Origin of the sequence: Nocardia sp. CDC153, from assembly GCF_035818515.1 — a bacterium.
GTDB lineage: Bacteria > Actinomycetota > Actinomycetes > Mycobacteriales > Mycobacteriaceae > Nocardia.
Window position 1 is genome coordinate 662,795 of the sequence record NZ_JAYKYU010000002.1, and the last position, 13,739, is coordinate 676,533.

At 68.5% G+C, this 13,739-nt stretch carries 14 protein-coding genes; 7 read left to right on the plus strand and 7 right to left on the minus strand.

The features are described from left to right. Positions 1–4 precede the first annotated feature (4 nt). Both VMT65_RS11405 and VMT65_RS11410 read right to left on the minus strand, forming a co-directional pair. Positions 5–1,663 carry a bifunctional 3'-5' exonuclease/DNA polymerase gene (locus tag VMT65_RS11405; RefSeq protein ID WP_326308067.1) on the minus strand — a complete coding sequence of 553 codons (1,659 nt, stop codon included), beginning with the start codon at positions 1,661–1,663 and terminating at the stop codon, positions 5–7. 88 nt (positions 1,664–1,751) lie between these two features. Further along, on the minus strand, positions 1,752–2,237 hold the full coding sequence (locus tag VMT65_RS11410; protein ID WP_326308068.1) for a carboxymuconolactone decarboxylase family protein: 486 nt from the start codon (positions 2,235–2,237) through the stop codon (positions 1,752–1,754). Positions 2,238–2,372: 135 nt separating this feature from the next. On the opposite strand from VMT65_RS11410, the gene VMT65_RS11415 reads away from it, so the two are divergent. Beyond that, positions 2,373–3,254: an RNA polymerase sigma-70 factor gene (locus tag VMT65_RS11415; RefSeq protein ID WP_326309149.1), complete on the plus strand. Its 882-nt coding sequence runs from the start codon at positions 2,373–2,375 to the stop codon at positions 3,252–3,254. Between the two features lies 1 nt (position 3,255). On the opposite strand, the gene VMT65_RS11420 is transcribed toward VMT65_RS11415, so the two are convergent. Continuing rightward, positions 3,256–4,263, minus strand: a complete 1,008-nt coding sequence (locus tag VMT65_RS11420) for an alpha/beta hydrolase (RefSeq protein WP_326308069.1) — start codon at positions 4,261–4,263, stop codon at positions 3,256–3,258. A gap of 165 nt (positions 4,264–4,428) precedes the next feature. On the opposite strand from VMT65_RS11420, the gene VMT65_RS11425 reads away from it, so the two are divergent. After that, positions 4,429–4,929 (plus strand): hypothetical protein, encoded by a 501-nt coding sequence (locus VMT65_RS11425; RefSeq protein ID WP_326309150.1) that lies wholly within the window; start codon positions 4,429–4,431, stop codon positions 4,927–4,929. A 27-nt stretch (positions 4,930–4,956) separates the two neighbouring features. Here VMT65_RS11425 and VMT65_RS11430 read toward each other — a convergent pair whose 3' ends face one another. Next, positions 4,957–5,505: an AAA family ATPase gene (locus VMT65_RS11430; RefSeq protein WP_326308070.1), complete on the minus strand. Its 549-nt coding sequence runs from the start codon at positions 5,503–5,505 to the stop codon at positions 4,957–4,959. Positions 5,506–5,553: 48 nt separating this feature from the next. Then, a complete protein-coding gene (locus tag VMT65_RS11435) occupies positions 5,554–6,126 on the minus strand; it encodes a TetR/AcrR family transcriptional regulator (RefSeq protein WP_326308071.1) in 573 nt (190 codons plus the stop codon). A gap of 87 nt (positions 6,127–6,213) precedes the next feature. Here VMT65_RS11435 and VMT65_RS11440 point away from each other — a divergent pair, with 87 nt between their 5' ends. The 5 genes from VMT65_RS11440 (at position 6,214) to VMT65_RS11460 (ending at position 11,467) form a co-directional block, all read left to right on the plus strand. Next, positions 6,214–7,095 (plus strand): SDR family oxidoreductase, encoded by an 882-nt coding sequence (locus tag VMT65_RS11440; protein ID WP_326308072.1) that lies wholly within the window; start codon positions 6,214–6,216, stop codon positions 7,093–7,095. Positions 7,096–7,224: 129 nt separating this feature from the next. Further along, positions 7,225–8,592, plus strand: a complete 1,368-nt coding sequence (locus VMT65_RS11445; protein WP_442790243.1) for a glutamine synthetase family protein — start codon at positions 7,225–7,227, stop codon at positions 8,590–8,592. Between the two features lies 1 nt (position 8,593). Beyond that, on the plus strand, positions 8,594–9,316 hold the full coding sequence (locus tag VMT65_RS11450) for a gamma-glutamyl-gamma-aminobutyrate hydrolase family protein (RefSeq protein WP_326308073.1): 723 nt from the start codon (positions 8,594–8,596) through the stop codon (positions 9,314–9,316). After that, positions 9,313–10,674: an aldehyde dehydrogenase family protein gene (locus VMT65_RS11455; RefSeq protein WP_326308074.1), complete on the plus strand. Its 1,362-nt coding sequence runs from the start codon at positions 9,313–9,315 to the stop codon at positions 10,672–10,674. Before VMT65_RS11450 ends, VMT65_RS11455 begins: the two co-directional genes overlap by 4 nt. Before the next feature lie 28 nt (positions 10,675–10,702). Beyond that, a complete protein-coding gene (locus tag VMT65_RS11460; protein ID WP_326308075.1) occupies positions 10,703–11,467 on the plus strand; it encodes a 3-oxoacyl-ACP reductase in 765 nt (254 codons plus the stop codon). On the opposite strand, the gene VMT65_RS11465 is transcribed toward VMT65_RS11460, so the two are convergent. Together VMT65_RS11465 and VMT65_RS11470 are read right to left on the minus strand one after the other, a co-directional pair. Continuing rightward, complete coding sequence (locus VMT65_RS11465; RefSeq protein ID WP_326308076.1) at positions 11,468–13,018, minus strand: amino acid permease; 1,551 nt, start codon at positions 13,016–13,018, stop codon at positions 11,468–11,470. It abuts the gene before it with no gap. A 105-nt stretch (positions 13,019–13,123) separates the two neighbouring features. Further along, a complete protein-coding gene (locus tag VMT65_RS11470; RefSeq protein WP_326308077.1) occupies positions 13,124–13,696 on the minus strand; it encodes a TetR/AcrR family transcriptional regulator in 573 nt (190 codons plus the stop codon). Positions 13,697–13,739 lie beyond the last annotated feature (43 nt).

Genomic DNA, 13,739 nt, shown 5'->3' on the forward strand with positions numbered 1-13,739 from the left:
CTGACTATTTCGCGTCGGAGTAGGACTCGACTATGGCCGTGGTGAAAGGGAATTGGACGGGGACGGGGCCGAAGGTCAGGTGAGCGGCGGTGTGGGCCGCCGCGCCGATCATGGCGGCCACCTGCTCGGCCTCCTCCTCCGGACAGTGGACGATGACCTCGTCGTGCTGGAAGAAGACCAGCTCGGCGCGTAGTCCGGCGCGGTCGATGGCTTGACGCAGGGCCGCCAGGACCAGCAGAGCCCAGTCGGCGGCGCTGCCCTGGACCACGAAGTTGCGGGTGAAGCGGCCGCGGGCGCGAGCCCTGGCGGTGCCGCTGTAGGCGGAAAGGTCCGCGTCCGTGCCGGATTCGTCGAAGGCGGTGACGGGTGGGCAGGTGCGGCCGAGCCAGGTGCGGACCAGGCGGCCCTCCTCGCCCGCATGGGCGGCATCGTCGACGTAGGCGATGGCGGCCGGGTAGCGGCGGCGCAACTCGGCCATGTGGGTGAGGGCGTCGCCGGAGGTTTGGCCGTAGATCGCGCCCAGCATGGCGATCTTCGCCTGGGCGCGGTCGCCGCCGAAGGCGCGGGCGGCCAGGTCGGCGTAGAGGTCCTCACCGCGGGCCGCCACCTCCATCAGGCCCGGGTCGCGGGAGATCGCCGCCAGGACACGGGGTTCCATCTGAGCGGCGTCGGCGACCACGAGCCGCCAGCCCGGATCGGCGCGGATGGCCTGGCGGACGATCTTCGGAATCTGGAGCGCGCCACCGCCATTGGTGGTCCAGCGGCCGGTGACGGTGCCGCCGGGCAGGTATTCGGGGCGGAAGCGGCCCTCGTGCACCCACTGCTCGATCCAGGACCAGCCGTGGGCGGTGTAGAGGCGGTAGAGGGATTTGTAGGCCAGCAGGGGTGCGACGGCGGGGTGGTCGATCTCCCGGAGCTCCCATTTGCGGGTGGAGGACAGCGAGATTCCGGCGCGGGCGAAGGCCTTGATGATGTCCTGGGGCAGGTCGGGGCGCACCCGCATACCGAAGGCCCGCGACACCTCGTCGGCCAGTTCCGCCATGCGACGGGGTTCGCCGCCACCGGAAAGCCGCTCCCCCAGCACCGAATCGAGCAGCTCACGATGGAGGTCCGCCCGCCACGGAATCCCGGCGCGTGTCATCTCCGTGGCGACCAGCAGGCCCGCGGATTCCGCGGCGAGCAGCATCCGCATCCGCTCCGGATGCTCGGCCCGGGCCGTGCGCGCCACCTGCGCGGCGTAAACCTCCAGCAGCGCGGACATTTCGTCGGTACCGGGCGGGAGCGGCACCGGACCGGATTCGAACAGGGTCGGCTCGGTGTCGGCCGCCCGCAGGGGCGCGTCCGCCGGAACGGCCAACCGGTGCATGCGCGCCCACGCGGCGGCCAACGATCGCGGCTGCCCGGACTGACCTTCCTCATGTCCGATCAGCAGCGACTCCGCCGCCTCCACGTCATAGCACCGGTCGACCCGCACCCCCGCGTCGAGCAGTCGCCGGTGCATCCCCGCCGTCGATCGCCACACCCAGCGCTCGACCTCGGGGCGGGACCGCACGGCATCGATGAGCGATGCCTCGCGCACGACCGGTCCGGCGGCCCGCCCCGCGGCGTCGACCGGGCACAGCTCCGCCCCGCCCTCACCCGTCTCGACCACCGCCCACCGCATACCGGGGAGTCTCCCAGCAGGCACAGACAACTTCGCGCACCCACGATCCCGGCGGCGCGCTCACCGGGATCTCGCTCCGACGGCCCGGTCAGTCCGTCATCGCCGCGAACATGCCCGGCTCATACGAGCCGCCCTTCTGGTGCAGGATGACGCCCAAGCGGTTGGCGGCATTGATCATGGCGACCTGTGCCACCAGCGCCGCGGTCTGGTTGTCGTCGTAGTGCTTCCGAACCAGCGCCCAGGTTTCGTCCGAGACCCCGGTGGCGGCGTCGGCCAGGCGGGTGCCCTCCTCGGCGAGGGCCAGGGCGGCCTGCTCGGCCTCGGTGTAGACGGTGGCTTCACGCCAGGTCGCGACCAGGTTGATCCGGACCGCGGGTTCCCCGGCGGCGGCCAGGTCCTTGGAGTGGGCGTCGGCGCAGAAGCCGCAGCCGTTGATCTGGCTCGCCCGCAGGCTCACCAGCTCCTGGGTCGACCTGGGCAACTCCGACTGCATGATCAGCGCACCGACATTGGCCATGCGCTTGGCGAACTTCGCGCCGAACTCGTTGGCGAACAGGTCCATACGGGGTTCCATGATGTCGTTCTCCTCGATTGTCGATGGGACGACCATGAGTTGCCGACGACCCCGTTCCCGTGACAGCCACGATCTGTGACACACCACACACCAATTGTGTTGTCACAACTGGCCGCCGCCCGGCACCTCATGCCCATGACCGATCACCCGGACCCGGCCACCGCCGCCTTCCTCGCCCACCGTCGTCTGCTGTTCACCGTCGCCTACGAGATGCTGGGCTCGGCCGCCGACGCCGAGGACGTGCTGCAGGAAACCTGGCTGCAGTGGATGGGCGTGGACTTCGACACCGTCCGCGAGCTGCGCCCCTTCCTGGTGCGCATCACCACCCGCCAGGCCCTCACCCGTCTCCGCAGCCTCGGCCGACGCCGCGAGAACTACGTCGGCCCTTGGCTTCCCGAGCCGCTGCTCACCGCGCCCGACGTCGCCGAGGACGTCGAACTGGCCGACAGCGTGTCGATGGCGATGCTCCTCGTCTTCGAAACGCTCACCCCCACCGAACGCGCGGTCTTCCTGCTCCGCGACGTGTTCGCCCTCGACTACGACGAAATCGCCGATGCCGTGGGCAAATCCGCGGTCGCGGTCCGCCAGATCGCCCACCGCGCCCGCTCCCACGTCGCGGCCCGCCGCCCGCGCGGCGGCACCGTCTCCCCCGCCCAGACGCGCGACGCCCTGGACGCCTTCCGCCGCGCCATCGAAACCGGGGATCTGCAAGGCCTGCTCGACATTCTCGCGCCCGACGTCGTTCTGCTGACCGATGGCGGCGGAGTCGTCCGCGCGGCCCGGGCACCCATTGCCGGTGCCGCGGCGGTGGCCGCGCTACTGGGTCGCCTGTCCACCGTCGCGTCCCTGCGGCACGCCCAGATCAATGGCCATCCCGCGCTTCTGGTCCGCATCGACGACGAGATCGACTCGGTGATCGCGGTCCGCGTCGAGGCGGGCCGGATCACCGGCCTCTACGCGGTCCGCAACCCCGACAAGCTCTCCCGCGTGCACCGGGAGACCGAATTGCTGCGCTGAGTCATGCGTTCAGCGCGTTCAGGATGTAGGGCCGCGCCTTCCACAGTTCGGCCTCCCAGTACTTCCACGAATGCGTGCCCGCGATCGGGAAGTCGTAGACCGCGGGGATGTTCAGGGCGTTCAGGCGCGCCTGCAGCGCGCGGGTGCCGACCATGGCCAGCGATTCGATCCACATGGCGTCGAAGGTGTCGATCACGCCGCCCGCCGAGGTCGGGTGATCGTATTGGGCGGGCAGGCCGGTGGCGGCGGAAATGTACATGGGCACGTTGCGGAGTTGGGGCGCGAAGACGAACGGGTCCATGCGCAGCCAAGTGGGGCTCCACGGCGGGGCCAGCGAATCCCGGTTGTACTGCCCGGCCGAGAGCATCATCACCCGCATGGCCTCGGGCATGCCGGGCGCGGTCAGATTCAGCGGGCCGGAGAACGAGGACGCGTGCTTGAACTGCTGCGGATAGAACGCCGCGAGCCGCAAGGCGGCCGGGCCGCTCATCGACAGCCCGACGACCGCGTTGTTCGTGCGCGAAACTCCGTATCCGGCAAGGAAATCGGGCAGCTCCCTGGTGAGGAAGGTCTCCCATTTGTAGGTGAACTTCTGCCCGTTGGTATTGCTCGGCGACACCCAGTCCGCGTACCAGCTGGACTGCCCGCCCACCGGCATCACCAGGGTGACATCGTCGTTCTCGAACTGCTGGCGGGCGTTGGTGTCGATGACCCAGGCGTTCTGGTCGTCGCGGGCGCGCAGACCGTCGAGCAGGTACAGCGCCGAGCCGCCGCCATTGCGGGCCCACTGCACCTGCACCTTCACCGGGCCCATGCTCGAGGGCACCAGCAGCTCCTCGAAACCACCGGCGGGTGTGCGGTGCACCGGCGCGAATACCGGTGCGGCGAGCACGATATCGGGCGCGGCCACCGCGGCGGCGGTCGGAATGGCCAGGACCGCGGCACCGGCGGTCAGCAGACGCGCGGCCCAGCGGGCACGGCGCGGTCGGGTCGGGTGCGAGACAGGCATCGGGAGTTCCCCCTCCTCGTTCGCGGGCTGTCGCCGCGAGAGCTTTCACATCGGCCCCGACCCCGATGTGCGTGCGGCGCAACCATGTCGATCTTGCGCCGCGCGCAGCGTATCGCATCCCGCCGCTGACTTCCGGACGACGGACCAGTAGCGTGCCCGAGCGTGATGAAGCATCAGAAGATCGGACGGGTTGCGATTGCCGGGTTGGCGGTTGTGACGGCACTCGGTGTGGCCGGGTGTGGGAGCGGGGACAAGAAGGAGAGCAAGCCGACCAAGGCGACCACCTCGAAGGCCGCTGCGGCGCAGGGGAATTACCCGCCCGCGCCGACGGCGGCGGACCTGAACGCCGAACTCCAGAAGGTGGTGAATCCGAGCGTTCCCGATTCGGAGAAGCTGGATGCGCTGCAGGGGATTTCGGCCGATCCGTCGTTGCCGAGCCGGTTCGCGGACTTCTACCGGCAGAACAATGCGACGGTGACCGTTACCGGTGTGACCGATCTGGGGAATGGGTCGCTCACCGCCGATGCGGATGTCTCGGTCAGCGGCGGGCAGCCGCAGAAGGCCGTGGTGCCGTTCGTGGTCGAGGACGGCAAGTGGAAGGTCCAGAAGGAGTGGATCTGCAATATGCTCCAGCTCGGCAACCAGACCTCGCCCGCCTGCAGCTGATTCGGCACGACCGGAGCCGATCGCAGCTCAGCGGGCGATCGGCTCCGCCCTGGCGAGAATCGCGTCCACCGTCTGCTCGACGGTGAGATCCGAGGTGTCGAGCCAAAGGCCGAGGGGCGGCGTGGTTTCGCGCAGGCCCATGTCCAGATCGGCGACGGTGAAGGTGCCGTAGGCGGTCTTGGCGCGGGCGGCCTCGCGGGCCGCGACCGCGGCCGGGCTGGGTGCCAGGACGACGACATACAGTGGGTCCGTGCGGATTTCACCGATCAGGTAGGGCAGCATGTCGCCGAGGACGACGTCCTGGACCACGGCGGTGAAACCCGCGTTCGCGTAGTCGTCGGCGGTTCGCGCGGCCAGGCGATGCCGCAGTCGCAATTGGGCGAGCGCCTCGGGGTCCGGGTTCGGCGACATCTCTCGGCGACCGCCGACCACGAATCGGCGGAAGACGTCGCCGCGCACATGCGCCGAGCGTGGCAGGCGTTCCGCGAGGGCTTGGGCCACAGTGGATTTCCCGGCCGCTTGAATTCCGGTGATCAAGTAGACGGCGGGTGCGAACTCTCGATCGGAATCGGCCATGGTTCGGACGCTAGCGGAATCGGCATCGCGGTCGAAGCTATTGATCGGTCAGGTCAGTGCCTGTGTCGCCGAGCGTAGATCCGACAGGGCGACCCGGACGTACGGCGCGAGCGCGATGTCACCGCGGGTGCCCGACCATTCGGCGAAGCCCTGTTTGAAGGCGAGGACACCCAGCTCGCTCGCCAGAATCGCGACGGCCTTGGGGGTGCCGCGGGCGATCAGGGCCTCGGTCATGGCGGCGGCAAGACCGACGCTCTTGAGCGCATCACGTTCCTGCAGTTCGACATTGGCGGCGATGGCGGCCTGAACGCGCGGGGCGATGTCGCGATTCATCGGGCCCATCGCGCTCGAGGCGCGATCGAGCCCGGCCGCGACGGCCTCGAGTGGACTGGCGGACTCGGGTGCCTCGGCGATCCCCTCGGCGAGCAACCGGCTCAGCGTCTCCTGCCCGGCCACCAGCAGATCACGCTTGTCGGGGAAGTACCGGAAGAAGGTGCTCTTGGTGACCCCGGCGCGCTCGGCGATCTGCGTCACCGTCGTCGCGTCGTAACCCTGTTCGGTGAACAGGTCCACCGCGGCCAGCACCAGCCGCTCCCGTGCTCCGGATTCCCAGCGTGCCATGCGCAATATCGTAATTGATGGGACCGTTGTCCCATCACTCTGCTACAGTGATGAGACAACGGTCCCATCACATTCGAGGGAGTTGCCATGCACGTCTTCATCACCGGCGGAACCGGTCTGATCGGGTCGGCCGTGGTGGCCGAGTTGCTCGCCAACGGCCACACCGTCCTCGCCCTTGCCCGCACCGATTCGGCCGCCGCCACGCTCACGGCCGCCGGTGCCGAACCCATTCGCGGCGATCTGTCCGATCTGCCGACCCTGCGCGCGGCCGCCGCCAAATCCGACGGCGTCATCCATCTGGCCTTCCGTCACGACTTCAGCACCCAGGAAGCCTTGGCCGCCGCGGTGGCCGAAGAAGCCGCGGCGCTCTCCGCTCTCGGTGCGGAACTCACCGGTACCGACCGCCCGCTCGTCACGGTCTCTGGCACACCGGTGACCCCGGGCCGCCCCTCCACCGAGGCCGATCCGTTCTCCACCGAAGGACCCGTCGGTGGCCGCGGCCGCTCGGTCATGGCGGTCCTGGAGTTGGCCGCACAGGGTGTCCGCAGTTCGGCCGTGCGCCTACCGCGCACGGTGCACAACGAGGGCAAGGGCGGATTCGCCGGAATCCTCACCGAATCCGCGCGCCGCACCGGCGTCGCCGGATATCCGGGCGACGGCGCCCAGCGCTGGCCCGCGGTACACGCGCTCGATGCGGCGGCACTGTTCCGGCTGGCGCTCGAGCACGCCCCGGCCGGAACCGTCTGGCACGCGGTCGCGGACGAGGGCGATGCCGTGCGCGATATGGCCGGGGTCATCGGTCGGCGGCTGGACCTACCGGTGAAATCCGTGCCGTCGGAGACCTTCGGCCCACTCGGCGAGATCTTCGCCCTCGATCAGCCGTCCTCGAGCGCCCACACCCAACGCGAACTCGGCTGGCGGCCCACCCATCCGGGCCTGCTCGCCGACCTGGAGAACATCCAGCCCTGACCGGCTCCCAATATCCCGGCCGCTCAACGGGTCTGCCCCGCTGGAACACGCGATGGTCTCTGGGCTATTCGGGCACACGGGGGCGCGGGTTCGCCTAGCGTAGGCCCATTGACGTCGAGAGGGGTCGAGATGCGGGCCGGGATGTTGAGTGCGGCGGAGCTGGTGCGGCTGGTCGAGGCGGGAACCCTGGACACCGTCCTGGTGGCCATGACCGATATGCAGGGGCGGTTACAGGGGAAGCGTTGTTCGGCACGGTATTTCGTGGAGGAGGTGCTCGATCACGCGACGGAGGCGTGCAACTATCTGCTCGCCGTCGATGTGGAGATGACCACCGTCGACGGGTACGAGATGTCCTCGTGGGAGACGGGGTACGGGGACTTCGTCCTGCGGCCGGATCTGAGCACGCTGCGGCTCATTCCATGGTTGCCGGGCACCGCCCTGGTGCTCTGCGATGTGGAACAGGTGGACCCGCACGGTGCACAGGGGCAACCCGTCGCCGCGTCACCGCGGCAGGTGCTGCGGGCCCAGCTGGACCGCTTGGCCGAACACGGTTTACACGCGTATGTGGGTACCGAGCTGGAGTTCCTGGTCTTCGACGACAGCTACGAGGCGGCCTTCCACCGCGGCTACCGCGACCTGACCCCGGCCAATCAGTACAACGTCGACTACTCGATGCTCGGCACCAGCCGCATCGAACCCCTGCTGCGCCGCATCCGCACCGAAATGTCCGGCGCGGGAATGTATGTCGAGTCCGCCAAGGGCGAATGCAATCCCGGCCAGCACGAGATCGCCTTCCGCTACGACGAGGCCCTGACCACCTGCGACAACCACACCATCTACAAGACCGGGGCCAAGGAGATCGCCGCCCAGGAGGGCCGCAGCATCACCTTCATGGCCAAATACAATGAGCGGGAGGGCAATTCCTGTCACATCCACCTGAGCTTGCGCAACGCGGCCGGTGAACCGGTGTTCGCCGACGGCGACGGGCCCTCGGCGCTCATGCGGCACTTCATCGCCGGACAACTGGACAGTCTGCGCGAGCTGACGTACTTTCTGGCACCGAACATCAACTCCTACAAGCGATTCCAGGCCGGAAGCTTCGCACCCACCGCGCTGGCCTGGGGACGCGACAATCGCACCTGCGCGCTGCGCATCGTCGGCCACGGCCCGTCGCTGCGACTGGAGAACCGCATTCCGGGCGGCGACGTCAACCCGTATCTGGCCGTCGCCGCGTCCATTGCCGCCGGATTGCACGGCATCGAACACCAGCTGCCGCTGGAACCGGAGTTCCACGGCAACGCGTACCGCTCGCACCGCCCGCGCGTCCCGTATACCCTGCGGGAGGCGGCGCAGCTGTTCGGGGAGAGCAAGATCGCGCAGAAGGCGTTCGGCCCGGGGGTGGTGCGGCACTACCGCAATGCCGCGCAGGTCGAGCTGGACGCCTACGATGCGGCCGTAACGGACTGGGAGCGGGTGCGTGGCTTCGAACGACTCTGACATGACTCGCCGGCCGATCATCGGGCTGCCCACCTATTCCGAACGCACCCGCTTCGGCCACTGGGATGTCGACGCCGCCGTGCTCTCGCGCACCTACGTCGACATGACCGTGCGCGCGGGCGGCATCCCGGTCCTGTTGCCGCCCACCGGAACTCCGCGCCCGGAACTCGTCGAGCGCCTCGACGGTCTGCTGCTCACCGGCGGAGCCGACCTGGATCCGGACCGCTACGGCGCGGACCCGCATCCGGCGACCGGCGCGCTGCGCCTGGACCGCGACGAATCCGAATTCGGTCTGTTCGCCCTCGCCCGAGCCGCGGACCTGCCGGTACTTGCGGTGTGCCGCGGCCTGCAACTGGTGAACGTCGCGCTGGGCGGCACCCTGCACCAACACCTGCCCGATGTCCTCGGCCACGCCGAACACAACCGCGCGCCCGGGGTTTTCACGGTCACCACCGTCACCACCACCCCCGGCAGCCTGGCCGCCGCCATCGTGGGCCCCGAGGTGAAGGCGCACTGCCACCACCATCAGGCCATCGACACCCTCGCCCCGGAACTCGTCGCCTCCGCCCACGCCCCGGACGGCACCATCGAGGCGGTCGAGACCCGCGACGGCCCGTTTCTGCTGGGCGTGCAATGGCATCCGGAAGAGAACGCGACCGAGCTCCGCCTCATGCGGGCCCTGGTCGATCGCGCGACACAGTACGGAAAGGAACGCAACCGGTGACCACGACCGACGTCATCAACCCCGCGACCGAACAGGTGATGGCCACCATCGGCCTGGCCGACGAGGCCGCCACCGATGCCGCCATCGCGCGGGCCCAGCGCGCGTTCGAGGGCTGGCGGGCCGTCGCACCCGGCGATCGGGCCCGGTTGTTACGGCGCTTCGCCGACGCGGTCGACGCCGAGATCGAGCAGCTGGCCCGGCTCGAGGTGAGCAATGCGGGCCACACCATCGGCAACGCGCGCTGGGAGGCGGGCAACGTCCGCGACGTGCTGCACTACAGCGCGGGCATGCCGGAACGGCTGCTGGGCAACCAGATTCCGGTGCCGGGCGGGGTGGACATCACCTTCTGCGAACCGCTCGGCGTGGTCGGCATCATCGTGCCGTGGAACTTCCCCATGCCGATCGCGGGCTGGGGCTTCGGACCCGCGCTGGCCGCCGGGAACACGGTGGTGCTCAAACCCGCCGAACTCACCCCGCTCACCGCCATCCGGCTCGGCGAGCTGGCACTGGAAGCGGGTCTGCCCGAGCATGTGTTCCAGGTGCTGCCGGGCAAGGGCTCGGTGGTCGGGGCGCGGTTCGTCACCCATCCGGCCGTGCGGAAGGTGGTGTTCACCGGGTCCACCGAGGTCGGCAAGCAGATCATGGCCGGGTGCGCCGAGCAGGTGAAACGGGTGACCCTCGAATTGGGCGGCAAGAGCGCCAATATCGTGTTCGCCGACGCCGATCTGGAGCGGGCCGCCGCCACCGCGCCGTACGGGGTGTTCGACAATGCCGGGCAGGACTGCTGCGCGCGCTCCCGAATCCTGGTGCAGCGCAGCGTGTTCGACCGCTTTCTGGAACTACTGGAACCGGCCGTGCAGGGCGTCGTGGTCGGCGATCCCTCCGATGCGAGCACCGAGATGGGTCCGCTCATCTCCGCCGCGCACCGCGACCGCGTCGCCGGATTCCTGGAGCCGTCCACGAAGATCGCCTTCACCGGCACCAAACCCGAGGGACCCGGATTCTGGTTCCCGCCCACGGTTGTCCTGCCCTCGGGCCCCGCGGATCGCATCCTCACCGAGGAAGTGTTCGGCCCGGTCGTGACGGTGCTGCCATTCGAGGACGAGGCCGACGCGCTGCGCCTGGCCAATGACACCGAATACGGCCTGTCCGGCTCCATCTGGACCTCCGACGTCGGGCGCGCCCTGCGCGTCGCCCGCGGTGTCGAGGCCGGCAACCTGTCGGTGAATTCGCATTCCTCCGTGCGGTATTGGACACCGTTCGGCGGCTTCAAACAGTCCGGGCTGGGTCGCGAGCTCGGCCCCGACGCCGCGCGCGCCTTCACCGAAACCAAGAACGTCTTCCTCGCCACCGAGTAGGACCCGCCACCCATTCGAAGGAGATACGTTGCAGCGCTTACAGGATCGAGTCGCGGTCGTCACCGGCGGCGGCAGCGGCATCGGCCTCGCCACCGTCCGGCGCTTCGCCCAGGAGGGCGCGAAGGTCGTGGTCGCCGATATCGACGCCACCAGCGGTGAGGCCGCCGCGGCCGAGGTCGGCGGACTGTACGTGAAGGTGGACGTCACCGACGAGGAGCAGGTGAAGGCCATGTTCCAGACCGCCGTGGACGCCTACGGCGGACTCGACATCGCGTTCAACAACGCGGGAATCTCACCGCCGGAGGACGATTCGATCCTCACCACCGGCATCGAGGCGTGGCGGCGGGTGCAGGAGGTCAATCTGACCTCGGTCTACCTGTGCAGCAAATACGCCATCGAGCACATGCTCGAGCGGGGTAAGGGGTCGGTCATCAATACCGCGTCGTTCGTCGCGGTCATGGGCGCGGCCACCTCGCAGATCTCCTATACCGCCTCCAAGGGCGGCGTGCTGTCCATGAGCCGGGAGCTCGGGGTGCAGTTCGCGCGCCAGGGGATTCGCGTCAACGCGCTGTGCCCGGGACCGGTCAACACTCCCCTGCTGCAGGAATTGTTCGCCAAGGATCCGGAGCGGGCCGCGCGCCGACTGGTCCACATTCCGGTCGGACGGTTCGCCGAACCGGAGGAAATCGCCGCCGCCGTGGCCTTTCTCGCCAGCGACGATTCCTCCTTCATCACCGCGTCGCAATTCCTGGTGGACGGCGGCATTTCCGGCGCGTACGTGACGCCGATCTAGTCAGGCGCCGACGGGGGCTTCGGTCCCCGGCGGCTCCTCCACGGTCCGCTTCGGCCCGGTGAACCAGCGCCGCGCCGAGGCGAACCACCAGATGGCGATCGCCCCGACCACTCCGACCAGGGTGATCGGCGCGTAATTGACCGCGTTCCAGGTGAATCCGTCCACCCACGGATAGCCGTGGTCATCGGTGGGCAGGATGAACAGCAGGCTGATGAACACGATCCAGACCAGCGCGATGATCCCGATGGGGCGATACCAGCGGCCCAATTGCCAGGGCCCGGTCTGGAATCGGTCGCCGTGGCGCAGCCGCAGCAGCACCGGGATGCCGTAGGCGATGTAGAGGCCGATGGTCGCCACCGAGGTCGCCGCCGCGTAGGCGGTCGGGGCATTCGCCTCGGGCACCAGCATCGACGGAATCAGCAGAATGAACGCGAACACCGACACGAACAACACCGCGTTCACCGGCACCTTGCGCGCCGACAGCGACGACCACAGCTTCGACCCGGGCACCGCGCCGTCGCGGGCGAACGCGAACAGCATGCGGGACGCCGCGGTGACCGAGGCGTAGCCGCAGAACAATTGGGCCACCGCCGCGATGATCAGCAGGAAGCCCGACCAGAACGAATTCAGTGAGTTCTGCAGAATGTAGATGACCGGGTAGCCGCTGTTCTTCGTCGGATCCAGGGCGTCGTCCAGATTCGGGATGGCGAAGGTCACCGCCAGAATCAGCAGATAGCCCGCGACGGCCGAGACGATGATCGTATTGATGATGCCCTTGGCCGCCATCCGCGAGGCGTCGTGCGTCTCCTCCGACATGTGTGCCGAGGCGTCGTAGCCGGTGAACGTGTACTGCGCGTGCAGCAGGCCGAGCAGGAAACTGAAAGCGACGCCGCCGAATCCGATCGCGCTGTTGTCCACGGTCTTGGTGAACACGAAACCAATGCTCTGATGGTGATTCGCGCCGAACCCGAGCACCAGCACGAACAGCGCGACACCGCCCACATGCCACCAGGCCGACACATTGTTGATGACCGCCGACAGGTGCGGGCCGATCACATTGAGCACCGCGTGCAGCACCAGGATTCCGGCGAACACCATGAAGATGGCATTGCGGTCGGTGCCGATGTCCCAGCCGATCACGTTCAGCACCACGGTCGTGAAGATCGCCGCGCCGTAATCGATGGCCGCGGTCACCGCGATCTGCCCGATCAGATTGAACCAGCCGGTGAACCAACCCCACACCGGGCCGCCCAACTCCGCCGCCCACCAGTACAGGCCGCCGGAAGTCGGGTAGGCGGACGCTAATTCGGCCATGGCCAAGCCGACGAACAACACCATCACCGACACCAGCGGCCACCCCCACGCCATGGTGATGGGCCCGCCGTTCTGCAACCCGATCCCATAACTCGCCAGACCACCGGTCAGAATCGACACGATCGTGAAACTGATGGCGAAGTTGGAGAATCCGGACCAGGATCGCGCCAAATCCTGTTTGTATCCGAGTTCGGCGAGCCGTCGTTCATCATCGGATTGAGAATGGGTTGCCGTCATGCTTGCTCCCGAGTGAAAACGCCGCCCTCACACGGCGTTTGCCAGGAGCCCAGTGTGCGCCACGCCACCAGCACGCGCAGCCCAACTCACAATTTGGCAGAGCGCTCAGTCTGCTCGCAGACCGGCCGCGGTCACGGTGACCAGTCGGGCGACCGCCGCCTCGGAGGTCGCGTCGGCCGCCGCCGACAGCGCGTGCAGGCAGTAGGCGGCCAGCTCCGTGGACGGGATGTCGGTGCGCAATTCGCCTGCGGCGGCGGCCTCTTCGAGCAGTGCGCGGATCAGTTCGCGAAGCTGGTTCCGCGCGTTGACGATCTGTTCGTCGGGATGCAGGAAGGTCACCAATTCGCGGTCGTGGGCGCCGGTTTGGCGGGCGATGTGGGCGTAGGCGGTGAGCACGGCGGTGAGGCGGTCGCGTGCGCTCCCCTGCCCGTCCCGGACCTTGACCAGTTCACCGAGATGGGCTTCGATGCGGCGGCCGTGCCAGGTCCGCAGAATCGTCTCCACATCGGGGAAGTACTTGTACAGCGTCGCGCGCCCGATCCCGGCCCGCTCGGCCACCTGCGACATGGTCACCCCACGCAGGCCCTGCTGGAAGGCCAAGGCCGCCGCGGCATCCAGGATCGCATCGGTCACTCCGCGACGATGGGCGTCGATCGTGTCGTTCCACAGCTTCGGCACCAGACAACCATACAGACTGACCGACATATAGACACACACGCTT